Raw genomic sequence first — 22,023 nt, forward strand, 5'->3', positions numbered from 1 at the left:
ATTCCGCCATCGTCAAGGATTTCTCCGAGCAAGCGGAACACCGTCCCCGGGCGGTCTTTTCGGCGGAATCCCGAAAAAAATTCGCACACGGGAAACGGTCGGCCGCTCCGGGGCGGGCCTCCTGTTCAGAGGGGTACGGGATCGTACCCCCCGTCCTCCCGCGGAACGTGGGCCGACACGGGGAGAAGGCGGGACGCGGATAGGACCTCCCGGGCCCGGGCCCGCTCCCTCAACGGGATCCGGATCGCCAACCCGCAGTCCGAGGTCAGTCTCCGGGGAACGGGGATGAGCCGCATGGGGACCCCGCCTTTTTTGAGCCGCTTCTCGGCCGACATGACCTGATGGGTGCCCCGGAAGATGAGAACCATCTCCGGCGACGTCGCGTGAGCCAGGGACCGCTCCTCCCGGGGGGACGTCCCCGACGGCGAGGCGTTCGGACCGCCGCGCGGGTGGGAATGCGTCCGCGATCCATTATAATGGACCGATGCCGGTTTCCGCTCCTCCCCCGTTCCCCGCTGCTTCGTGGCCCCTGTTGCTCCTCATCGGGGCCGTCGCGCTCGTCGTGAACCTCCCCCTGGGATACGCCCGAGAAGGGTGCAGGAAATTCTCCCTGGGCTGGTTCGCCTGCGTGCACCTCTCCGTGCCGCTGATCGCGTACCTCCGACTGGACAACCATGTGAGCGCGTGGGCGATCCCGGCGTTCCTCGCGTGCGCCGTCCTGGGCCAGTTCGCGGGCGGGCGGATCCGCCGGATCCGGCAGGCGCGCCCGTGAGCAGGAAGGGAGCGGTCCCCCTCTCCGCGGACATCGAGCGGTACCTCGCGTCCCTGGGCCTCCCCCAGGTGACGCTCCTCGTGGCCCTGCACAGGACGTGGGAACGGATCGTCGGGCCGCTCCTGTCGGCCAAGGCGGCCCCGGCGAGGTTCCGCAACGGGGTGCTCACGGTCGCCGTCGCGAACCACGCATGGGCGCAGGAGCTGCAGCTTTCGAAGCCGGCCCTCCTGGCGAAGATCGTCGAGGCGACCGGTCCGAAGAGCCCGGTGACCGACCTCCGGTTCGTGGTGGGGCCCTTGCCGTCCCGGGAGGAGGATGCGGCCGGGAAACCCGATCCGCCCGACCGCGCCGCGCGCGACCCGGAAGGTCTCTCCTCGGTCGCCGACCCGGAGACGCGGGAGTCCCTGCGCGCCATCGGCCGCCGCCTTCGCCCGAAGCGTTAGGAGCCCCGGAAAAGCGCGCAGATCCGGTCTACCTCGGGGAGGTATTTCCGGCGGTCGCCGTGCAGGTACAGGGGGGGAAGTTCGCGAGGTTCGCGGGCCGCGCCGCTGGAGGCGCAGTAGAGGACCCGGGACGGGGGGCTCCCCTCCCGGGGGTGGACGGCCCGGACGATTTCCCCGGCCATCCCTTCGCGATGGGCGCACGCTTCGATTTCCGGAAGCCGTTCATGCGGGAGGACGACCGCAAACCTCCCCGCCGGGGCCATGTGCCGCGCGGCGGCGGCGAACAGCTCCGGGAGGGAGCACGAGACCTCGTGCCGCGCCGCCTCCTTCCCCGGATCGGGGTTGCGACGGCCCGTGCCGGCTCGCCGGTACGGCGGATTCGAAACCACGAGATCGAAGGAGCCCGGCACGATTCCCGCCGCTTCCCCGCGGAAATCCCCCGCCACCGCCCGCATCGAACCGTCCAGGCCGTTTTCCCGGAAATTCTCCCGCGCGAAGGAGAGCAGCTCCTCCTGGATCTCCACGCCGAGGCCCGAGGCAATGCCGCCGGACAGGCGCGAGAGGAGGAGAAGGAGGACGCCGCATCCGGTCCCCAGGTCGAGAACGCGCCCCCGGGCGAACGGTGCTGCGAACCCGGCCAGGATCACCGAGTCGATCGAGAACCGGTACCCGCGCTCCGGCTGGCGGATGATCAGACCCCCGGGGGATGTATCCCGGTTCATAACTGCGTGCTCCCCATCAATACGGCAAAGTATCGGGAAGACCGCACGGAAGGCGCACGCAAATCGAGGCGCCGGCGGAGTCGCCGCAGGAGGGGGGCGCCCCACTCCCGTACGAAATACGCTCCCTGGGGTACCCCGATGTAGGAAGAACGGGGGCACAGTGAGGCCGGCCTCCAGGGTTCCGTTCCCGAAGAGGCCGTGCACCGAGAGGGTCGATGCGCCGCCTCCGGCGAGGCGCCCGACCGAGGCGTACCCACGGTGGTACGGTGAGGGAGGGGAACGATGCCGGGGCGGATGCAGCGGGCCTCGAATGCCGGGATCTGAGGGAATGGAGCCCTGGAGGCCGGTGCGCAGCCGTGCAGGTTCACCGCACGGCGAGCCACGAACGGAGCCCCCCTCCGAGGCGGCGCAGCCGAAGGGCGAGTTTCGGAAACGCAGCGACTTCCGGAATCGCAGTTTGGATACGTTGCCGTATTTGTGAACTGGGGCAATTACCCCGGAACTCTGTCATCTCCCGACACGGGGAAGATGAGGAGCCCCGTGCCGATCTTCGGGTAGAAGAAGGTCGACTTCTGCGGCAGCACGTGCCCGGAGAGCGAGACGTCGCGGAACTCCGGGATCGTGACCGCGTTCATGAAGAAGGCGGCCTGGATCGCGCCGGAGGCGAGCTCCTTCGCGCACTTGGCCGGCTCCTTGTAATACTTCACGAACTGCCCCGCCGTCACCGCCTCGGCGGAGATCCCGAGAAGCTGCTCCAGGATGAACCCGTGGAGAAGCACGACGTCGAGCGGGCGGAGCTGCGGAGGGAACTTCGGGAGGAACCGGTCGCAGAACGCCGGAAGGTCCGGGAAGGTGGCGATGTGATACCGGTTCCCGCCCGCGCTCCATCCGATCGCCTTCCCCGATCCGCCGGCGGCCTCCACCGCGCGCATCGCGTCCTCCGCCGAGCCTTCCCGGCTCTCCACCGGAAGGTGGGCGCGCATCTTCGCGAGGAGCGCGTCCTCCGAGAAACCGGCCACGGAGTGGATCCCGCGGTGCGTGGGGAGGATGACGATCCCCTCGTCGTCCATGTTGCACAGGAACATCAGGACGTGCTCGTACGCGGCGGCGGGGTTCGCGCCGTGCTTCTTCCGCATCTCGTCGCGGAACGCCAGCGCCGTCTCGTACCGGTGGTGCCCGTCGGCGATGAAGACTCCCTTCCCCTTCATCCCGTCCACCGCGCCCAGGATCGCCTTCGGGGCCGACACCGTCCAGACCCGGTGCTTCACTCCCAGGTCGTCGACGGCGGCCATATCGGGCGCCGCGGCCATCGCGGAGCGCAGGCTCTTCAGCACCCCGTCCGCCGGATCGGAGTAGAGCGCGAAGATCGGGCTCATGTGGACGTCGGTCGCGCGCATCAGGGCGAGCCGGTCCTCCTTCGGCTTGGACAGCGTCCGCTCGTGGGGGTAGACCTCCCCCTCCCCGAACGCCGACAGCCTCAGCGCTCCGAGGAACCCCTTCCGCACGTAGGTCCGCTTCCCGGGGATCGTGAACTCCTGCTCGTAATAGTAGAGGGACGGGACGTCGTCGCGGACCAGCGTCCCCTCCAGGAGCCACTCGCGGAACCATGCGGCGGCGCGGGTGTACTTGTTGGCGCCCGGGCCGTCGCCCACCTTCGCCATCCCGAAGTCGACCCAGGTGATGTTCTTCGGATGGCGCCGGTGCAGCGCCTCCTGTTCCTCCGGGGAGATGACGTCGTACGGCGGGGCCACCACGCGGGTCAGGTCCCCCACCCGCGCTACGTCGTAATGGATCCCCCGGAACGGTTTCACGTCGGCCATTGTTTAGGTCACTCCTTTTCCAGGAATTCCGTGATGGCGCGGAACGGGACGACCCCCTCCCGCAGCAGTACCGGACGGTCGTCGGTCATCCGGACCACGGTGGAGCCGGGAGATCCCGCGGCGCCCCCTTCCGCGCCCGCCGCCCGGGACGTCCTCCCGTCCCACAGTACCCAATCCACTTCCCCGGTGAACTCCCGGACGATCTCTTCGGCCGATTCCCAGGCGCCGGGGTTCCCGGACCGGTTCGCCGAGGTCCCCGTGACGGCGCCGGACATCCCGCGCGCCAGCGCCCTCGGGACCGGGTGGTCCGGTACGCGCAGCCCCACGGTGTCGCCGCCGCCCGTGATCGCCGGGTGGATCCCCGGTTCGGAGGGAAGCACCAGCGTCAAAGCGCCCGGCCAGAAACGGTCCATGAGCCGGGCCGCCTCCGCCGGGACGTGCCGCGCCCACCGTTCGACCTCCTCCGGGCCCGACAGCAGCAACGGGATCGGCTTCCCGCGGTCGCGGCTCTTGGCGGCAAGGAGTCGCGACAGCCCGGCGTCGGAGAGCGGGTTCACTCCCAGTCCGTACAGCGTGTCGGTCGGGTAGATCACCATCCCCCCTTCCCGCAGGGAGGCGAACACCTCCGGCGGGAGGAACGTCAGCCGCTCCGAGTCGAGGCGGACCAGCCGGGTCACGCCGCGTGTCTCCCGTCCGCGTCGAGGAGAAGCAGCTCCCCCTCCGGCCGCCCGACCGCCCGGGACACCACGGGGCATTTGCACCGCAGCAGGAACCAGGAGTTCCGATACTTTCCGACGAGCGTCTCGAAATTCCCCTGCCCCTTGGACAGCACCAGGTCCGACGAGGCGAGGCGCTCGCGGAACGGCCCGGCGCACATCTCCGGCACGGTGCCCACCGCCCGGTTCCCGTTCGAAACCAGCTCCCCGAAGGTCGAAAGCCCGAGCTCCGAAGCCTCGGGAAACGTCAGGTCGTCGATGACCGCTCCGCCCTTCACCCCCATCCACAGCGCCTTTCCCCCGGACGCGAGGAGCGACAGGAGCGGGACGTCGAATGCGACCTCCCCCGCGTTGTCGAGCAACACCCCGACGCGGTGCGCCGAAAGGAGCCGATCCCGGAAGCGGGCCGGGAGGCGGTACTCCAGGATCCCCCGGGCGATCGAACCGACCTCCCGGTCCATCGCGTCCTGCTCGATGATCCCCGAATCCATGATGTTGCCGAAGCCCGACATCCAGACGGCGGCCGCCCACCGGTCGGGGGAGGCGTCCACGAGCCCCTTCGCCCACCGGGACATCTCGTCGAAGCGCGCGAGGTGCCGCTCCTTCACCGGCCGGAACGGGTCGTCGGCCGCCAGAACCTCGCGGATGACCTCCTGGATCCGGGTCGCGGTGTCCGCCGGGATCTCGGCCCGGGACGGCAGATCCGGCAGCATCCCGCCGATCCGGGCGGCCAGTGTGACCCTCTCCTCTTCCGAAGCCCCGTGGGCCCGCGCCGCGAGGTCCGCCTGGAGAAGGAAGCAGGGGAAGCACTCGGGGGCGAGGAAGATCATGAATCCCCTTTCGCGGCCTCCTCCACGGCGTCGGCCATCGCCTTGCGGCGGGCGTGGATCTTCCCGCGGAGGACCGGGGAGGACAGCGAGAGGATCTGCGCGGCCAGGTGCCCCGCGTTCTGCGCGCCCGCCTTCCCCACGGCCATCGTGGCCACGGGAACCCCCCCGGGCATCTGGACCGTGGACAGGAGGGCGTCGAAGCCCGCGAGCGGTGAACCGGCCAGCGGCACGCCGATCACGGGCAGCACCGTCACCGCCGCGACGCATCCCGCGAGGTGGGCCGCACAGCCCGCTCCGGCGATGATCACGGAGAATCCTTCCTTCTCCGCGTTCCGGGCGAGCGCGTGGGTCCGCTCCGGGGTTCGGTGGGCCGACGCGACCGTGGTCTCGCTCGGGATCCCGTACGCGTCGAGGACCTTTTTCGCCTCCCGCATCGTCTCCGCGTCGGAGGCGCTCCCCATCAGGATCAGCACCTTCCCCGCCATCACGCGCTCCCCCGCGACAGCGCCTTCCGGCCGATGTCGGTCCGGTGATAGGCGCCTTCCCAGTGGATCTTCCCCGTGGCCCGGTACGCCTTCCCGATCGCGCCCGGAAGGGTGTCGCCGATCGCCGTGACGCCCAGCACGCGGCCTCCGTTGTTGACCAGGCGCCCGTCCTTCAGGGCGGTTCCGGCGTGGAACACGACCACTCCGTCCTCTTTCTCCGCCTCCCCGATCCCGTCGATCGGGAACCCCTTCGCGTAGCTCCCGGGATAGCCGCCGGACGCCATGACGACGCACACCGTGGGCCGCGGGTCGATCTCCATCGTCGCGTCGGTGATCTTCCCCTGCGCGCACTGCAGGAGCAGCGGAACGAGGTCGCTCTTGAGGCGCAGGAAGAGCGGCTGAGCCTCCGGGTCCCCGAACCGGACGTTGAACTCCAGGATCCGCGGGACGCCGTTCTCGATCATGAGGCCGGCGTAGAGGATGCCGCGGAACACGATCCCCTCCGCGCGCAGGCCGGCCAGCAGCGGGTCGAACACCTCCCGGTGCACCCGCTCCTCGACCTGCGCCGACACGACCGGCGCGGGGGAGTACGCCCCCATCCCGCCCGTGTTGGGGCCCGCGTCGTCGTCGCCGATCCGCTTGTGGTCCTGGGACGACGGCAGCGGGACGATCTTGTACCCGTCCGTGAAGACGATGTACGACGCCTCCTCGCCCGACAGGCAATCCTCGACCACCACCCGGTTCCCCGCGTCGCCGAAGACGCGCTTCTCCATGACGTCCTTTAGGAACCCCACGGCCTCCTCGTACGTCTGCGCGACCGCGACGCCTTTCCCCGCCGCAAGGCCGTCGGCCTTGATCACCAGCGGCAATTTGCGGGTCAGGACGTGCTGCTCGGCGTCGTCGTATTCGTCGAAGACGCGGAAGTCGGCGGTGGGGATCCCGTACTTCCGGAGGATCGATTTCATGAAGACCTTCGACCCCTCCATCTGCGCACCCGCGCGGTCCGGGCCGCACACCAGGAGCCCCTCCTTCGTCAGGAGGTCGGTCAATCCCGCCGCCAGCGGCGCCTCCGGGCCGACGACCGTCAGGTCGATCCGCTTCGACACCGCCAGATCGCGGAGCTTCGGCAGGTCGTCCGCGGCGACGGGCACGCACTCCGCGTGCCGCGCGATCCCGGGATTCCCGGGCGCGGCGTAGATCCTCGTCACGAGGGGGCTCTGCGCGATCTTCCACGCCAGGGCGTGCTCGCGGCCGCCGCCGCCGACGATCAGGACCGAAAGACCCATTGCGCTACCTCCGTGCCGGTGGAATTCCTGCTCTAATGCCGGAAATGCCGTACGCCGGTGAACACCATCGCCATCCCGTGCTCGTCCGCGGCGGCGATCACCTCCGCGTCGCGCACCGATCCGCCCGGCTGGATGGCGGCCGTGGCGCCCGCCCCGGCGGCCACGTCGAGGCCGTCCCGGAACGGGAAGAAGGCGTCGGACGCGACCACCGTCCCCTGCGTGGGGTACTGCGCCTTCATGACGGCGATCCGGGCGGAATCCACCCGGCTCATCTGGCCCGCGCCCACGCCCACCGTGCGGTCCTTCATCGCGTAGACGATGGCGTTCGACTTCACGTGCTTGCAGACCCTCCAGGCGAACAGGAGCGCTTCGAGCTCGTCCTCGGTCGGCTTGCGCTTCGTCACCACCTTGAGCGTTCCGGGGTCGAGCACGTGCCGGTCGGAGGTCTGCAGCAGGAGGCCGCCGCTCACCTTCTTCATCTCGTACGACCGTCCCTCGGACCAGCGGAACTCCCCGCCGGTCGACAGCACCCGCAGGTTCGCCTTGGCGGAGAGGATCTTCCGCGCCTCCTTGTCGAAGGAGGGGGCGATGACCGCCTCGAAGAACGTTCCGGCCACCTCGCGCGCCGTCTCGGCGTTCACCGGGCGGTTGAAACCGAGAACCCCGCCGTACGCGGATACCGGGTCGCACTCCCTCGCCTTCTTGAACGCGTCGACCAGGCGCCGCTTCGAGGTCCCCACCCCGGACGGGTTGGTGTGCTTGATGACGACCGCCGCGGGCGTGGCGAATTCGAGGGCCAGCTGCAGCGCCGCGTCGATGTCGACGATGTTGTTGTAGGAGAGCTCCTTTCCCTGGAGCTGGACCGCCCCGCCGAGGGTGGGCTCGTCGGGAAGGGACGAATCGGCGTAGAACGCCGCCGCCTGGTGCGGGTTCTCGCCGTACCGGAGCGCCTGGAGACGGCGCCACTGCGCGCCGAAGGTGGCGGGAAACGGATCCCGTCCTCCCTCCCCGCCGCCGAGGTAGTTCGAGATCGCCGCGTCGTACCGGGCCGTGAGCGCGAACGCCTTGCGCCCCAGCTCGGCCATCGTCGCCTCGTCGAGGTTCCCGGCGTTCTTCTTGAGCTTGCCGAGGATGTCGGCGTAGTCGGCCGGGTCGCACACCACCGCGACCGACTGGCAGTTCTTCGCCGCGGAGCGAAGCATCGACGGACCCCCGATGTCGATGTTCTCGATCGCCTCCTCCCGGGTGCACCCCGGTCGCGCGATCGCCGCCTCGAACGGGTAGAGGTTGACGACCACCATGTCGAACGGGACGATCCCGTGGCTTCCGATCGTCTTCATGTGCTCCGGGCTCCCCCGCAGCGCGAGCAGTCCGCCGTGGATCCTCGGGTTCAGCGTCTTCACCCTGCCGTCCAGCATCTCCGGGAACCCCGTGTACTCCTCGATGAGCCGGACGGGGACCTTCTTCCCGCGCAGGAGCTTCGCGGTCCCGCCGGAGGCGTACAGCTCGACCCCCAGGCGCGATAACGCGCGGCAGAAATCGGCCACGCCGGCCTTGTCGGAAACGCTGACGATCGCCCGATGGATTCTCGCCATGGTCTTTGGACCTTCCTTCGTATGTGTATGGTTGCGTTTAGCCGGCCGGCCGCGTCACGGCTTGATGGGGACGGCTCCGAGGATGGTCTTCAGATCCTCGTCGGCGAACTTGATCCCGAATCCGAGGAACAGGGTCCGGAGGTTCCGCTCGTTCGTCAGGGCGTCGTCCACTCCGCCGGTAACGAAAAGGTTTTTGACGATATCATAGTTGCCGTACAGTTTCAAATGCGGCGGCAGGTCCTTCCGCGCGAAGTCGAAGGCGTCGGCGCCCACCGTCAGGCGGTCCTTCAGGATCTCGTAGTCCAGCCCCACCCCGCCGGTGGACTCCATCACCCCTCCCTTCGCTGTCAGGCCGTGGAACCGCTTGGCGACCAGCGCGGTGAGCTTCAGCTTGTTTTCGAACGTTTCCACCGTGGACAGCGTCGTCGAGGGGGGAGCCGGAGGCGTCGTCGTGACCACCGTCGACGTGCTCGAGTTGAACTTCCCGCGCGGATCGTCGACCACCCCGATCAGGTAGTACTTGTCGGCCGATGGCTGCAACCGGAGGTTCACGTAATGCTTGTATTCGGAGGGGCCGGACTGCCATTCCAGCCGGTAGTCGATGAAGGTCTTGAGCGCCTCCGTCTTCCGGACGTACCGGTTGATCCCCTCGAGCGTGTCGGTGAGGGAGGTGTGCGCCGTGTTGTCGTTCACCAGCTTCCCGAGGGTCCCCTCCCCCCGGTCGATCTTCGCCATCACCTTCCCGGCGGATTCCAGGGTGTTGTCGAGCTTCGCGGAGGCGTTCTTCAGGTTGGCGATCGACTCCTTCAGGTTCTCCCGGTTGTCCCCCACGACGCCGCTCACCCGCTCGCTCATCTCCTCGAGCTTCCGGACAAGCCCCGGGGTCTCGGTCTTCAGGGTCTCCGAGAACGCCCGGAGGTTGGCGATGGCGGTGCGGACGTCCTCCTTGTTGGCGGAGGAGATGTCGGACAGGTCGGCGGTGAGCTTGTCGATGTTCACCAGGATCCGGTCGAACCGCTGTTCGTTCCCCTGGACGACCGCGCGGAGGGTGGCCGTGGTGGCCCGGACGTCCCGGAGGATGTCGCCGAGCGCCTTCTTCCCCTCGTCCGAGCCGAAGGTCGAGGAGAGCGATTCGGTGAATTTCTTCACGTCGTCGCCGATCGTGTCCAGCTTCCGGACGAGGGCGTCGAGGTTGGTGGGGCTGAGCGTGTTGGAGACCTGCCCCCCGGCCGGGAGGTTCCTCTGCGTTTCCTTCCCCGGGATGAGCTCGACATACTTCTCCCCCAGGAGACCCTGCGTCTGGATGGAGGCGACGGAGTCGACGGGGATGCGGATCTCCGGCCGGATCCGCAGGACGAGACGCGCGCGGGTTCCGGCCAGCTGGATCTCCTCGACCTTCCCGATGGGAACCCCCGCCATCTTCACGTCCGACTTGGGCTCCAGCCCCGCCGCGGAGTCGAAGTCGACGGTGAGACGGTACCCCTTCTCCGCGATCAGCCCCCATTTGCTGACGCGGAACGTGAAGTACGTGAGGACGATGATCCCCAGCAGGACGAAGATTCCGACCCGCGCTTCCCTGGACATCTGCGCGTTGCCCTCCCTTTGGAGGATTACTATATACCAGCGGCGGCGAACCGTGCCCCCGAATCGCCCCGGGGGCGTCGAAACGCCTCCGGCCCGCGCCTCACCCCTCCTCGCGGCTCCCCGCCGCGGCCGCTCCCCCGCCGCGCACGAACCGGACGAACTCCTCGTTCTCGTCGGTGATGGGCCCCCGGGCCTTCCCCTGCACGAACTGGGCGACCACGGGGTTCGACGTGTCGCGGATCTCGTCCGGCGTCCCCACCGCGATGATCTTCCCCTTGTACAGCATCGCGATGTGGTCCGCGATCTTGTACGCGGACGCCATGTCGTGCGTGATCGTGATCGACGTGACGCCCAGCGTCTCCCGGAGCGAGATGATCAGGTCGTTGATGACGTCCGCCATGATCGGGTCCAGCCCCGTCGTCGGCTCGTCGTACAGCATGATGTCGGGCTCCGAGGCGATCGCGCGGGCGAGCCCCACGCGTTTCTTCATCCCGCCCGACAGCTCCGCCGGCATCAGCCGCTGGATCTCCCGCAGCCCCACCATCGACAGCTTCTCCTCCACCACGTCCCGGATCTGCCGCTCCGGGACCTTTCTCAGGCGCCGGAGCGCGAACGCGACGTTCTCTCCCACGTCCAGCGAATCGAACAGCGCCGCCCCCTGGAAGAGCATGCCGAATTTCCGCCGCACGCGGACGAGCTCGGCCTCCCGCATCCGCGTGATGTCCTCCCCGTCGATCAGGATCTCGCCGGCGTCCGGCCGGAGCAGACCGACCGCGCACTTGATGAGGACCGATTTCCCGGTCCCGCTGCCGCCGATGACGACCGTGTTCTTTCCCCGCGGAACGGCCAGGTCGAGCCCGTCCAGCACCACCTTTTTCCCGAACCGCTTCGACAGCCCGCGGATCTCGATCAATCGGCTCGCCTCGCCCCTCCCCGTCAGAACATGAACGAGGTCATGAAGTAGTCGGACACGAGCACCATCATCGAGGACGCGACCACCGCCCGGGTCGTCGCCCGGCCGACCCCTTCCGCCCCCCCCTCCGCCACGAAGCCGTGGTGGCAGGAGATGAGCGCGATCAGGGTCCCGAACACGGAGGCCTTGACCAGCCCGGTGTAGATGTCCTTGAACTCCAGGTACTGGTAGGTCTTGGCGATGTACACGTACGGGTTGGATCCGAGGAGGTAGACCGACACGAAGTATCCGCCGAGGATCCCGACCAGGTCCGCGAAGACGACCAGGATCGGCAGGACGATCGTCGCCGCGAGCACCCGCGGCACGACCAGGTACTTCACCGGGTTGGTCGCCAGCGTGACGAGGGCGTCGATCTGCTCCGTGACCTTCATGGTCCCGAGCTCCGCCGCCATCGATGCGCCGACGCGACCCGAGACCATGAGCCCGGCGAACACGGGACCCAGCTCCCGGGTGATGGAGAGGGCGACCACGGAGCCGACGAAGCTGGTCGCGCCGAACCGCTGGAATCCCGAGTAGCTCTGGAGGGCGAGCACCATCCCGGTGAACGTGGCGGTCACGAGGACGACCGGCATCGACCGCACGCCGACCTCCTCCATCTGCTTCACGATGTTGCGGATCTCCGACGGGGGGCGGAGCGTCCAGGAGAGCACCTGGAGGAAGAGGGAGAAGATGGCCCCGAGGTCCTGCACCATCGCGTAGACGCGGTTGCCGAGCATCTCGGCGGCGCGCGACGCCCCGTTGCCGACCCGACCCTCAGTCAACGGTCCTCCTCGGGATCCTGGCCCCCACCTGGGTCAGGACCTCGTACGGGATCGTGCCGCAGACGCGGGCGATCTCCTCCGCCGTCATCGACGCCTCCCCCATCACCTCGACCTCGGCCCCGATCTCCGCGCCGGGGATACCGGTCACGTCGAGCATCGTGTGGTCCATGCAGACCGTCCCCGCGACCGGGGCCGGGCGGCCCGACACCGACATCCGTCCGTGCCCCGTCAATCCCCGGCGATATCCGTCCGCGTATCCGATCGGCACCACGGCGATCCGCCGGACGCCGCCGCACCGGTACCGGCGGTTGTAGCTCACCGGGTGGCCGTCGGGAAGCTCCTTGAGGGATACGATCCGCGTCACGACCCGCATCACGGGACGGAGGGGGATCGACGTCTCTCCGGGCGGCAGGGGGGAGTAGCCGTACAACGTGATCCCGGGACGGACGGAGTCGAACGGAGTCCCGGCGAACCGGAGGATGCCGGCGCTGTTCAGCGCGTGGACCGTCACGTCCGCTCCGAACCCCGCGCGCACCGCGGGGATCCCCCCGGCGAAGGAGGAAAGCTGCCGTTCCGTGAATTCCCTGTCGTCGGCGGAAGGACCGTCCGCCGAAGACAGGTGCGTCATCCACCCTTCGAGCGCAACCCCCCCGACCGACGGGAGCTCCGCGAGCAGTTCGAGCGCGCGGGCCGGAAGCACGCCGAGCCGCCCCATCCCGGTGTCCACCTTCACGTGCACCGGGAACGCGCGCCCTCCCTTCGACGCGACCCGCGAGAGGACCCTCAGCTGCCTCCGGTCGAAGACCACCGCCGACAGCCGGTGGGCGAACGCCTCCTCCGCCTGCGGCGGGTCGGCCCCCCCCAGCACCACGACCGGCAGGCGGACTCCGCCCTGGCGCAGCTCCACCCCCTCCTCGACGGTGGCGACCCCGAGCATCCGGGCGCCTTCGGCCTCCAGTGCGAGCGCGACGGGAACCGCGCCATGCCCGTAGGCGTTCGCCTTCACGACGGCGAGCACGCCCGTCCCGGCCGGGAGCAGGGAGCGCAACGCCTTGAAGTTGTGCCGGAGGGCCGGGAGGCGGATCTCCGCCACCGTGGGTCGGGCCAAGCGAAAACCTCGCGGGAGAGCGGCATCTCGTGATGGAAAAAGTCTAACCCGTCCCCACGGGCAAGTAAAGAACGCGGAGGCGTTTGACAGTCCGTCGCCCGAGGCCGTATCATGATCCGTACCGCCAGGGGTGCTTTTCGCTGAGAGCCCGCAGCCGCACCGCGGGCAACCCGTCGAACCTGACCCGGGTAATGCCGGCGCAGGGAGCGTGGTGCTCTTCGAACCGTGCCGTTCCCTGGCGCGGTTTTTCATTTTTCACGTTCTCTTTAAGGAAAGGGCGTACAAGGTGCCTGCCAGGCTCCCCATGGATTTCCCCAATTCCCGGCCGACCCTTCCGGTGGACGCCGGGGAGATCTTCCGGCTTCGCCGCGACGCGAAACCGTTCCCGCGCCGGGAGGCGGTTTCCCTTCTCCACTCGCTGTCCCCCCGGCGGCGGCTCGTCCTCCACGAGGCGGCGAGACTCCTCGCCACAGCCGACCCGATGGTGTGGGAGACGGCGGCGGTCATGGCGCGCGCGGTCCGGGAAGAGGTGTTCGGCCGCCGGGTCGTCCTCTTCGCGCCGCTCTATCTCTCCAACGACTGCGGCAACAACTGCCTCTACTGCGGCTTCCGGCGGGGAAACCGCGATGCGGTGCGGATCACGCTCTCTCCGGAGCAGGCGGTCGCGGAGGCGCGGCACCTGGAGAAGAAGGGGTTCCGCCGGATTCTTCTGGTCGCCGGGGAGCATCCGGGAAAGACGAGCGTGGAGTACATCGTCGAAGTCCTTCGGGCGATCTACCGCGGGACCGGGATGCGGATCCTCCACGTCAATGCGGCGCCGATGCCGGTCGAATCGTTCCGGGCATTGAAGGAGGCGGGCGCCGGCGTCTACCAGTGCTTCCAGGAGACGTACCACCCGGAGACGTACGCCCGGATGCACCCGTCGGGCGCCAAGGCCGACTACGCGTGGCGCGTCACCGCGATGGACCGGGCGATCTCCGCCGGGTTCGGGGACGTCGGGATCGGGGCGCTCCTCGGGCTGTTCGACTACCGGTTCGAGGCGCTGTCCGTCCTTCGGCACGCGGAACACCTGCACGAGACGTACGGCGCCTATCCGCACACGATCTCCGTCCCGCGGTTCAAGCGCGCCTTCGGCGCGCCCGTTTCCGCCGCGCCGGTGCCGGTTTCGGACGCCGAGTTCGAGCGGATCGTCGTGCTCTACCGCCTCGCGGTCCCCTCGGCGGGGGTCGTGGTCTCCACGAGGGAGCCCGCCGCGCTTCGGGAGCGGTGCCTCGACATCGGCGCGTCCCAGATCAGCGCCGGCTCCAAGACCGACCCGGGAGGGTACGGGGACGGCTTCCGCAGGCGGGAGTCCGAGCAGTTCGAGGTGGACGACACGCGGTCGATCGGCGAGATGGTCGACGTCCTCCTGCGGCGCGGCCACCTGCCGTCGCTCTGCACCAGCTGCTACCGCCTGCACCGGACGGGCGACACGTTCACGGAAATGGCCCTGGACGGCCACATCCGCGACTTCTGCCTCCCCAACGCGCTGCTGTCGCTGGCGGAGTACGCCGTGGAAAACGCGGACGCCGGGCTGCGCGACCGGTGCCTCGCGGCGGTCGAGGAGGGGCGCCGGGAGCTCGCGTCGTCGCCGCTGCGGGGGGAGTTCGAGAGCAAGCTCGCGGAGGTGCTCTCGGGCGGAAAGGACCGCCGCTTCTGATGGCCGGCGCCACGTTCGCGATCGTCCTCAACGGGGAGAACCGGGAGGTGCTTCCGGGAACGACGGTGGCGGGGCTGCTCCGCGACCTCTCCCTCCCGCTTGCGCGCGTCGCGGTGGAGCGGAACCGGGAGATCGTCCGGAAGCCGGATTACGAATCGGTGCCGCTCGCCCCGGGGGACCGGCTGGAGATCGTCACATTCGTGGGAGGAGGATGAGGAGATGGCGGACACGCTGACCATCGGGGAAAGGTCGTTCCGCTCGCGGCTTCTGGTGGGAACCGGGAAATATCCGGACTACCCGACGATGGTCCGCGCGCTGGAGGCGTCCGGCGCGGAGATCGTCACCGTGGCCGTCCGTCGGGTCAATCTCGACCGGTCGAAGGAGTCGCTCCTGGACCATGTCGACCCGAAGAAGTACACCCTCCTGCCCAACACCGCGGCGTGCTACACCGAGGACGACGCCGTCCGGACATGCCACCTGGCGCGCGAGGCCGGGATGTCGAACCTGGTCAAGCTCGAGGTGATCGGCGACGAGAAGACCCTTTTTCCCGACACCGAAGCGCTCCTCGCCGCGGCGAGGCGGCTGGTGAAGGACGGTTTCATCGTGCTCCCCTACACCAACGACGATCCGATCATGGCGAGAAAGCTCGAGGACGCCGGGTGCGCCGCGGTGATGCCGCTGGCCGCTCCGATCGGATCCGGGTTGGGGATCCGCAACCCGTTCAACATCCGGATCATCCTCGAAACCGTGAAGGTGCCGGTCATCGTGGACGCGGGCGTGGGGAGCGCATCCGACGCGGCGGTCGCCATGGAGCTCGGGTGCGACGGCGTGCTGATGAACACGGCCATCGCAGGGGCGAAGAGCCCCGTCCTCATGGCCGAGGCGATGCGGGAGGCGGTTTCCGCCGGCCGCAAATCGTTTCTCGCGGGGCGGATCCCGAAAAAGCTCTATGCCACCGCGTCGTCCCCGCTGGACGGCGCGTTCTTCTGACCGGCGGCCGGGACCGTTGGCGGTCGATTTCCGCCTGTACCTGATCACGGACCGCCGCCAGGCGCCGGGCGGCGGCATCGCGGGGGCCGTTGCACGGGCGCTGGACGCGGGAGTCCGGGCGGTCCAGCTGCGGGAGAAGGACCTCGGGGGCCGCGAGCTCCATCGTCTGGCCGGGCGGATGCGCGAGCTGACCGCCCGGTACGGCGCGAAGCTGCTGGTCAACGACCGGGTGGACGTGGCCCTCGCCGTCGGGGCCGACGGGGTGCACCTGGGGGTCGCGTCGATGGCGGCGCGGGATGCACGGACGCTCCTTGGCCCATCCGCGCTGATCGGCTGCTCCACGCACTCGCTCGTGGAGCTCGCGGAGGCGGAAGCCGGAGGAGCCGACTTCGTCACCTTCGGGCCCGTCTTCGCCACCCCGTCGAAGGCGCGGTACGGGCCCCCGGTCGGGGTCGACGCCCTCCGGGATGCGTGCGGGGCCGCACGCATCCCGGTCTTCGCCCTCGGGGGCGTCGGGGCGCAAAACGCGGGGGAAGTCGTCGCGGCGGGGGCGGCGGGCGTGGCGGCGATCTCCGCAATCGTCGCCGCGGCGGACCCGGAGTCGGCCGTTGCGGAGCTCGAAGGCCGGGTGAACGCGGCGATCGCCGCACGGAACCAGGGAAAGGCGGGTGCTCCATGACGCTCATGCACCGAGCACGGAAGGGAGATGCCGCCCCGGAGATCGATCGGGCGGCCCGGGCGGAAGGGATGGCTCCGGAGAGGCTCCGGTCGCTCGTCGCCGGGGGGAAGGCGGTGATCCCCCGGAACCGGAGGCGGAAGACGGTGCGCCCCGTCGCCATCGGCGAGGGACTCTCCGTGAAGGTGAACGCGAACGTGGGCTCCTCCCGCGACCGCGCCGACCTCGCGCTCGAGATGGAGAAGATGCGGGTCGCGGTCGCCGCCGGCGCCGACGCGGTGATGGACCTGTCCACGGGCGGGCCGATCGACGAGATCCGGCGGGCGATCCTCGACGAATGCCCGGTTCCCGTCGGGACCGTCCCCGTGTACCAGGCGGCGGCCGACGGAAACCTGCGGGGGAAGTCGTGGCTCGACCTCACGGCGGACGACTTCTTCGCCGGGATCGAGAAGCAGGCGCGGGACGGCGTCGACTTCATGACCGTCCACTGCGGGGTGACCCGCGAAGCGCTGGAGCGGCTGGTCCGGGAGGGGCGGCGTCTCGACATCGTCAGCCGCGGCGGTTCCCTGCTCGCCGAATGGATGGACCACCACGGCCGCGAAAACCCGTTCTACGACCAGTACGACCGCCTCCTCGACATCTGCCGGGAGTACGACATCACGATCTCGCTGGGGGACGGCCTGCGCCCCGGATGTCTCGCGGACGCGACCGACCGCGCCCAGGTGCACGAACTGATGACGTTGGGGGAGCTCGCCGACCGCGCCTGGGCCAGGGACGTGCAGGTGATGATCGAGGGGCCCGGCCACGTTCCGATGCACCAGATCGCGGCCAACATGGTGCTGCAGAAGCGGCTGTGCCACGGGGCGCCGTTCTACGTGCTGGGGCCCCTGGTCACCGACATCGCCCCCGGGTACGACCACATCACGTCCGCCATCGGCGGGGCGATCGCCGCGTGGAACGGCGCGGACTTCCTCTGCTACGTCACCCCGTCCGAGCATCTGCGCCTGCCGCCGGTGGAGGACGTGCGGGAAGGGGTGATCGCGACCCGGATCGCCGCCCATGCCGCGGACATCGCCCGCGGGATCCCCGGGGCGATGGACCGCGACAACCGGATGGCCGACGCCCGGCGCCTCCTCGACTGGAAGTCGCAGATCGAGCTCTCCATCGATCCGGAGCGCGCCCGCGCATGGCGGGGCGGGAGCATGCCGACCGTGGACGAGGCGGCGTGCACGATGTGCGCGGACCTGTGCGCCATCAAGACGTCGGGGAAGGCGATCCGGAAGAGGTAACGGGAATCCGCGCTACCGCCGCGGCTTATCCTTTCCCGGCGGGCGCGATCCGTCCGGGAGGGGGGGAGACGGTTGACGCGGGGGGAGGAAGGCCCCCGGAGCCTTTTCCCGGAAGGAGTCCGCGATCCGCTCGGGGAAGACCGCCGCCAGCCACCGGCCGGCGGATATCGCGTAGGGCGCCGCCTTCGACTCCCGAAGCGCCCGGGTCCCGGACGGCAGCAGGATCACCAGAAGGAACACGAGAAGGACCGACAGGAGCGCCCCCTTGACGAATCCGGCCGCCGCCCCGGCGAGCCGGTCCATCCCCGACAGCTTCGACGCCCGCACCCTCCCCTCGATCAGCCCGCCGACGAGCCGGAACAGGAGGTAGACGGCGAGGAACACGGCGAGGTAGCCGGCCGCTTCCGAGTACGGGAAGGTGAGCGTAAGGATCGAGACGGCCTCGGCGTAATACCGGATCCCCGCGAGGTGTCCCGCGACCAGGCCGCCGAGAGAGAAGAGCTGACGCACGAGTCCGCGGGCGATCCCGGCGACGACGAACCAGGCGCAGAGCACCGCGAGAACGACGTCCACGACGTTCATCGTCGCATTATACCGCAAGCCCTAATGGTACACCCCGAGAGCCTTCCCGACGACGCGGGAGAGCTCCTCCAGCCGGTACGGCTTCTGGATGAAGTCGAGGATCCCCTCCTTCATCACCTCCTGGATCGTTCCCTCCATCGTGTACCCCGACGACAGCACGACCCGCGCGTGCGGATTGATCTCCTTGATCCTCCGGAAGCAGTCCCCCCCGGACAGGTGCGGCATGATCATGTCGACGACCACCAGGTCGATCTCCCGCCACAGTTCGCGGTACCGGGTCACCCCGTCGAGGCCGTCCACCGCCGTGATGACCTCGTACCCCAGCGCACGCAGCATGTCCTGGGCCACCTCGCGGACCGTCTCCTGGTCGTCGATCAGGAGGATCTTTCCCCGGCCGTGAGGGAGGGCGGAGTCGTCCGCGCCCTCGGCCTCCTTCGCCTTGAGGCTGAAATTCTCGGGAAGGTAGACCCGGAAGGTCGTTCCGACGCCGACCTCGCTCTGAACGTCCAGGAGCCCCCCGTGGTTCTTCACGATCCCGAACACCATCGAGAGCCCGAGGCCGGTGCCCTTCCCCTGCTCCTTCGTCGTGAAGAACGGATCGAAGATCCTCTCGAGGTTCTCCCGCGGGATCCCTACGCCCGTGTCGCCGACGGAGAGGAGCAGGTAGTCTCCGGGAATCATCCCCCCGTGCTCGCAGCAGAACGTGTCGTCCAGGGAAACGCGTTCCGTGGTGATCCTCAGCCGGCCGCCCTCCGGCATCGCGTCGCACGCGTTGACCGCCAGGTTCATCACGACCTGATCGAGCTGGGACGGATCCCCGAGGACGAGCGCGTCGCCCGGGCAGAAGGAGGTGACGATCCGGATGCGCCGGTCGAGCGTCCCTTCCAGGAGGGCGGTCACCCCGGTGACGGTCCTCGTCAGATCCACCGGGACGTTCAGGTTTTTCCCCTTCCGCGCGAAGCCGAGCAACTGGGCGGTGAGGTGGGACGCCCGTTCCGCCGCGCGCTGGATGATCTCGGCGGCCTTCGAGACGTCGGCGCCGGATTCGGGCTTCTGGCGCAGCAGCGTCGCGTACCCGAGGATCCCCGTGAGCAGGTTGTTGAAATCGTGCGCGATCCCTCCGGCCAGCAGGCCCAGGGCCTCCATCTTCTGCGCCTGGATCAGCTGGGACTGCAGGCGCACGCTTTCCTCCTCGGCCCGTTTCCGCTCCGTGATGTCGCGGGCGGAGGCGCAGTTGTACTCCTTCCCGTCGAATTCGATGTAGTTCGCGGTGATCTCCACGGGGATCGTGCGGCCGTCCTTCGTGCGGTGAATGGACTCCCACGTCCGCGTGCGGCACCGGCGAAGGTCGTCCCAGTGGGCGGGCCAGCGCTCCGGGGGGAAGTCCGGGTTGATGTCCTGGATCCTCATCGCGAGCAGCTCCTCGCGCGTGTACCCCAGCGCCTCGCACGTCCGGTCGTTCACGTAGAGGAGGCGGCCGTCGGAGGCCATCCAGTACGTGGCGTCGCTTCCGCGGTCCACGGTGAACTGGGTGAGGCGAAGGGCGATCTCCGCCTTCTTCCGGTCGGTGATGTCGAGGACCAGGCCGTCGACCCAGAGCAGCTTGCCGTCGTCGCCGTAGATCATCTGCCGGCGGTCCCCCACCCACCGAACCCCGCCGTCCCGGTGCACCAGCCGGTACTCCAGCCGGAGCACCCGCTCCTTCGCGAGCACCGCCTCGCGGATTCTCTTCCGGAGCGGGTCGATGTCGTCGGGGTGGACGACGCCGAGCCACCGCAACCTCCTCGACGTGAAGTCCTCCACGGAGCGGCCGGTGAACCGCTCGATGTCCGCGCCGACGAACGGAAGCGTCCAGTCCGGCAGTCCCCGGTAGACCATCCCCGGGACGTTGTTCATCAGGGAGACGAGACGGCGGGAAAGGTCCTGCTGCTCCGCGAACATCCGGGCCTGGCGCGCGGCGAGGGCGATCTGGCGCGCCACGGTTTCCGCCGTCCCGATCTCCTCGCCGGTCCAGCAGTGCCGCTCCGCCCGGTCCAGGAACAGCGCGCCGACCACCTCGTCGTTCCGAAGAAGCGGAACGACGAGGCAGGCGGCGGCAGTCCCCGCTCCCGCCGAGCTTCCGAAAATCTTTTCGGCGTCGTCCACCACGACCGTCTTCCCCGAGGCCATCGCCTCCAGGTTCACTCCGGGCCGGTTCTGGTACGAACCCGGAAGATCGGCGAGCGGGGAGCCGACCATCCGGTGCTCGATCACCTTCGCCGGGGGCCCTTCCAGGACGACGGCGCACCGGTGGATGCCGAGCAGCCCCGAGAGCTCCTGCAGCGCCTCCGACACGATCCCCTCGAGGTCCGCCTCGGTCATCGCCGAAGTGCCGATCTGCCGGAGCATCCGTGCCTGCTGCGCGCGGATCTTCTCCCGCGACTCCCGGAGCTGCGAGTCGCCTCTCGCGATCCGCCGGTTCCCCTGGAGGGCGACGACGAAGAGGAGGGTGTAGAGCACCGCGAATCCGCCGAGGAGGATCGCCCAGATCTGCGCCTTGGTGCGGAGCACGGCGGAGAGGACCTGGTCCATCTCGAGGTAGATCTTGACCACGGCCCGCATCCGGTCGGTGTCGCCCTCGAACAGGGGAACGTAGAGCTCCATCAGCTCCCGCACTTCCCCGGGGAAGCGGGGATCGTCGCGGTACGGGCGCGTCCGGCGCGCGACGGGAACCCCCCGGAGCGCTTCCCAATGGTAGGGCTTGTCCTGCAGGCGCGTTCCGACCAGGGAGCGCATCCGGGACCAGACGACCGTTCCGTCGCCGGAGAAGACCACCACGTCGAGCACGCCGGGGATCGCGAAGATGTCGGAGAGCCGCACCCTCAGCGCCTCGTACTCGCGGGTATCGGCCGGGACGGAGAGGGAAACGTCGGCCAGGTGCCGCTTCGCGCTCGCCTTGACGTCGGCCGCGACATACCGGTTCGCCTCCTCGACCGCGTTCGATTCGAAGGCGCGCGTGATCAGCACGCCCAGAATCGCCGCGAGGAGGACGAACGCGGCGCCGCAGAGCATCGAGAACCGTCGCAGAAGATCCATCGGGTCCGGGCACCTCCCCTTGCCACCTATCGGCCGGACTACGGAAAAAATTCAGAAGGAATTCCTGTAACCTGTTGGAATCGGAACTGGAAACGGGGTATAAAGGAGGACCGGGACGGCGGATTCCACCGCCCCGGGCGCTTGCTTCCCGATGCCGGAGTGGTGGAACTGGCAGACGCGCGGGACTCAAAATCCCGTGAGGGCAACCTCGTGGGGGTTCGAAGCCCCCCTCCGGCACCACCCCCTTTCCCGTTGCGTGGTGCGCAACGGGGGGGTTCGAACGGGCGAGGATCGCCGAGCGATTTGCGAGGAAGAGCGCGACGCACGGGAGCGCGGAAGATCCGAGCCCCGCCGCCAAAGCCGGAGCCTTGGCTGGGCGGAGGCTCAGGCGGTCGAAGCCCCCCTCCGGCACCACCCCCTTTCCCGTTGCGTGGTGCGCAACGGGGGGATTCGAACGGGCGAGGAACGACGACGAACGTCCAGGCCATTGATTCCCGTCGATTCATGTGGTACCGTATGGGTTCTGGTCGATTTGGGCCTTGTTGCCTGGGTTGAGCAAGAACATTCTTTTTGGGGGTTGTTTTGGAAACAGGTACCGTGAAGTGGTTCAACGATGC

The 22,023-nt window shown here is 69.0% G+C and carries 21 protein-coding genes, 1 tRNA gene and 1 riboswitch; of the genes, 8 read left to right on the forward strand and 14 right to left on the reverse strand.

The window, feature by feature from the left end; translation table 11 throughout:
- Positions 1–125: 125 nt before the first annotated feature.
- Positions 126–368, reverse strand: coding sequence for a DUF3343 domain-containing protein (locus tag HZB86_04770; GenBank protein ID MBI5904848.1), 243 nt, complete (start codon positions 366–368; stop codon positions 126–128).
- 161 nt (positions 369–529) lie between these two features.
- Between HZB86_04770 and HZB86_04775 the strand changes: the two genes are divergently transcribed.
- Both HZB86_04775 and HZB86_04780 read left to right on the forward strand, forming a co-directional pair.
- Positions 530–772, forward strand: a complete 243-nt coding sequence (locus tag HZB86_04775; GenBank protein ID MBI5904849.1) for a hypothetical protein — start codon at positions 530–532, stop codon at positions 770–772.
- Positions 769–1,215 (forward strand): DUF721 domain-containing protein, encoded by a 447-nt coding sequence (locus tag HZB86_04780; GenBank protein ID MBI5904850.1) that lies wholly within the window; start codon positions 769–771, stop codon positions 1,213–1,215. The genes HZB86_04775 and HZB86_04780 overlap by 4 nt, the downstream gene beginning before the upstream one ends.
- Here HZB86_04780 and HZB86_04785 read toward each other — a convergent pair.
- The 11 genes from HZB86_04785 to alr form a co-directional block, all read right to left on the reverse strand.
- Positions 1,212–1,937, reverse strand: a complete 726-nt coding sequence (locus tag HZB86_04785; GenBank protein ID MBI5904851.1) for a methyltransferase — start codon at positions 1,935–1,937, stop codon at positions 1,212–1,214. The genes HZB86_04780 and HZB86_04785 overlap by 4 nt on opposite strands.
- A gap of 491 nt (positions 1,938–2,428) precedes the next feature.
- Positions 2,429–3,757, reverse strand: a complete 1,329-nt coding sequence (locus HZB86_04790; protein ID MBI5904852.1) for a DUF1015 domain-containing protein — start codon at positions 3,755–3,757, stop codon at positions 2,429–2,431.
- Between the two features lie 8 nt (positions 3,758–3,765).
- Positions 3,766–4,434: a threonylcarbamoyl-AMP synthase gene (locus HZB86_04795; GenBank protein MBI5904853.1), complete on the reverse strand. Its 669-nt coding sequence runs from the start codon at positions 4,432–4,434 to the stop codon at positions 3,766–3,768.
- Positions 4,431–5,303, reverse strand: a complete 873-nt coding sequence (locus HZB86_04800; protein MBI5904854.1) for a DUF89 family protein — start codon at positions 5,301–5,303, stop codon at positions 4,431–4,433. Before HZB86_04800 ends, HZB86_04795 begins: the two co-directional genes overlap by 4 nt.
- A complete protein-coding gene (gene purE / locus HZB86_04805; protein ID MBI5904855.1) occupies positions 5,300–5,788 on the reverse strand; it encodes a 5-(carboxyamino)imidazole ribonucleotide mutase in 489 nt (162 codons plus the stop codon). Before purE ends, HZB86_04800 begins: the two co-directional genes overlap by 4 nt.
- The gene (gene purD / locus HZB86_04810; GenBank protein MBI5904856.1) at positions 5,788–7,074 is read right to left on the reverse strand and encodes a phosphoribosylamine--glycine ligase; all 1,287 of its coding nucleotides are present in this window, start codon (positions 7,072–7,074) and stop codon (positions 5,788–5,790) included. The genes purE and purD overlap by 1 nt, the downstream gene beginning before the upstream one ends.
- A gap of 32 nt (positions 7,075–7,106) precedes the next feature.
- A complete protein-coding gene (gene purH / locus HZB86_04815) occupies positions 7,107–8,669 on the reverse strand; it encodes a bifunctional phosphoribosylaminoimidazolecarboxamide formyltransferase/IMP cyclohydrolase (GenBank protein MBI5904857.1) in 1,563 nt (520 codons plus the stop codon).
- Between the two features lie 54 nt (positions 8,670–8,723).
- The gene (locus HZB86_04820) at positions 8,724–10,253 is read right to left on the reverse strand and encodes an MCE family protein (protein MBI5904858.1); all 1,530 of its coding nucleotides are present in this window, start codon (positions 10,251–10,253) and stop codon (positions 8,724–8,726) included.
- A 100-nt stretch (positions 10,254–10,353) separates the two neighbouring features.
- Positions 10,354–11,166, reverse strand: a complete 813-nt coding sequence (locus HZB86_04825) for an ABC transporter ATP-binding protein (GenBank protein MBI5904859.1) — start codon at positions 11,164–11,166, stop codon at positions 10,354–10,356.
- A 23-nt stretch (positions 11,167–11,189) separates the two neighbouring features.
- Positions 11,190–11,942 carry an ABC transporter permease gene (locus HZB86_04830; GenBank protein MBI5904860.1) on the reverse strand — a complete coding sequence of 251 codons (753 nt, stop codon included), beginning with the start codon at positions 11,940–11,942 and terminating at the stop codon, positions 11,190–11,192.
- A 37-nt stretch (positions 11,943–11,979) separates the two neighbouring features.
- Positions 11,980–13,095 (reverse strand): alanine racemase, encoded by a 1,116-nt coding sequence (alr, locus tag HZB86_04835; protein MBI5904861.1) that lies wholly within the window; start codon positions 13,093–13,095, stop codon positions 11,980–11,982.
- A 116-nt stretch (positions 13,096–13,211) separates the two neighbouring features.
- Positions 13,212–13,319, forward strand: a riboswitch (TPP riboswitch).
- Between the two features lie 62 nt (positions 13,320–13,381).
- Between alr and hydG the strand changes: the two genes are divergently transcribed.
- Genes hydG through thiC form a run of 5 tightly spaced genes read left to right on the forward strand, consistent with a single transcriptional unit; the run spans position 13,382 to position 17,749 of the window.
- Entirely contained in the window at positions 13,382–14,794 is a 1,413-nt protein-coding gene (gene hydG / locus HZB86_04840; protein ID MBI5904862.1) for a [FeFe] hydrogenase H-cluster radical SAM maturase HydG, read from the forward strand.
- Complete coding sequence (gene thiS, locus HZB86_04845) at positions 14,794–15,009, forward strand: sulfur carrier protein ThiS (protein ID MBI5904863.1); 216 nt, start codon at positions 14,794–14,796, stop codon at positions 15,007–15,009. The genes hydG and thiS overlap by 1 nt, the downstream gene beginning before the upstream one ends.
- 4 nt (positions 15,010–15,013) lie before the next feature.
- Positions 15,014–15,784 carry a thiazole synthase gene (locus tag HZB86_04850; GenBank protein ID MBI5904864.1) on the forward strand — a complete coding sequence of 257 codons (771 nt, stop codon included), beginning with the start codon at positions 15,014–15,016 and terminating at the stop codon, positions 15,782–15,784.
- A complete protein-coding gene (gene thiE / locus HZB86_04855) occupies positions 15,744–16,463 on the forward strand; it encodes a thiamine phosphate synthase (GenBank protein ID MBI5904865.1) in 720 nt (239 codons plus the stop codon). The genes HZB86_04850 and thiE overlap by 41 nt, the downstream gene beginning before the upstream one ends.
- Positions 16,460–17,749: a phosphomethylpyrimidine synthase ThiC gene (gene thiC, locus HZB86_04860; protein ID MBI5904866.1), complete on the forward strand. Its 1,290-nt coding sequence runs from the start codon at positions 16,460–16,462 to the stop codon at positions 17,747–17,749. The genes thiE and thiC overlap by 4 nt, the downstream gene beginning before the upstream one ends.
- 12 nt (positions 17,750–17,761) lie before the next feature.
- On the opposite strand, the gene HZB86_04865 is transcribed toward thiC, so the two are convergent.
- Together HZB86_04865 and HZB86_04870 are read right to left on the reverse strand one after the other, a co-directional pair.
- Positions 17,762–18,331, reverse strand: a complete 570-nt coding sequence (locus tag HZB86_04865; protein ID MBI5904867.1) for a CvpA family protein — start codon at positions 18,329–18,331, stop codon at positions 17,762–17,764.
- A 21-nt stretch (positions 18,332–18,352) separates the two neighbouring features.
- A complete protein-coding gene (locus HZB86_04870) occupies positions 18,353–21,406 on the reverse strand; it encodes a PAS domain S-box protein (GenBank protein ID MBI5904868.1) in 3,054 nt (1,017 codons plus the stop codon).
- 153 nt (positions 21,407–21,559) lie between these two features.
- On the opposite strand from HZB86_04870, the gene HZB86_04875 reads away from it, so the two are divergent.
- Positions 21,560–21,646: transfer RNA gene (locus HZB86_04875), tRNA-Leu, on the forward strand.
- Positions 21,647–22,023 lie beyond the last annotated feature (377 nt).

The sequence above is a fragment of the Deltaproteobacteria bacterium genome (genome assembly GCA_016234845.1).
Lineage (GTDB): Bacteria > Desulfobacterota > Deferrimicrobia > Deferrimicrobiales > Deferrimicrobiaceae > JACRNP01.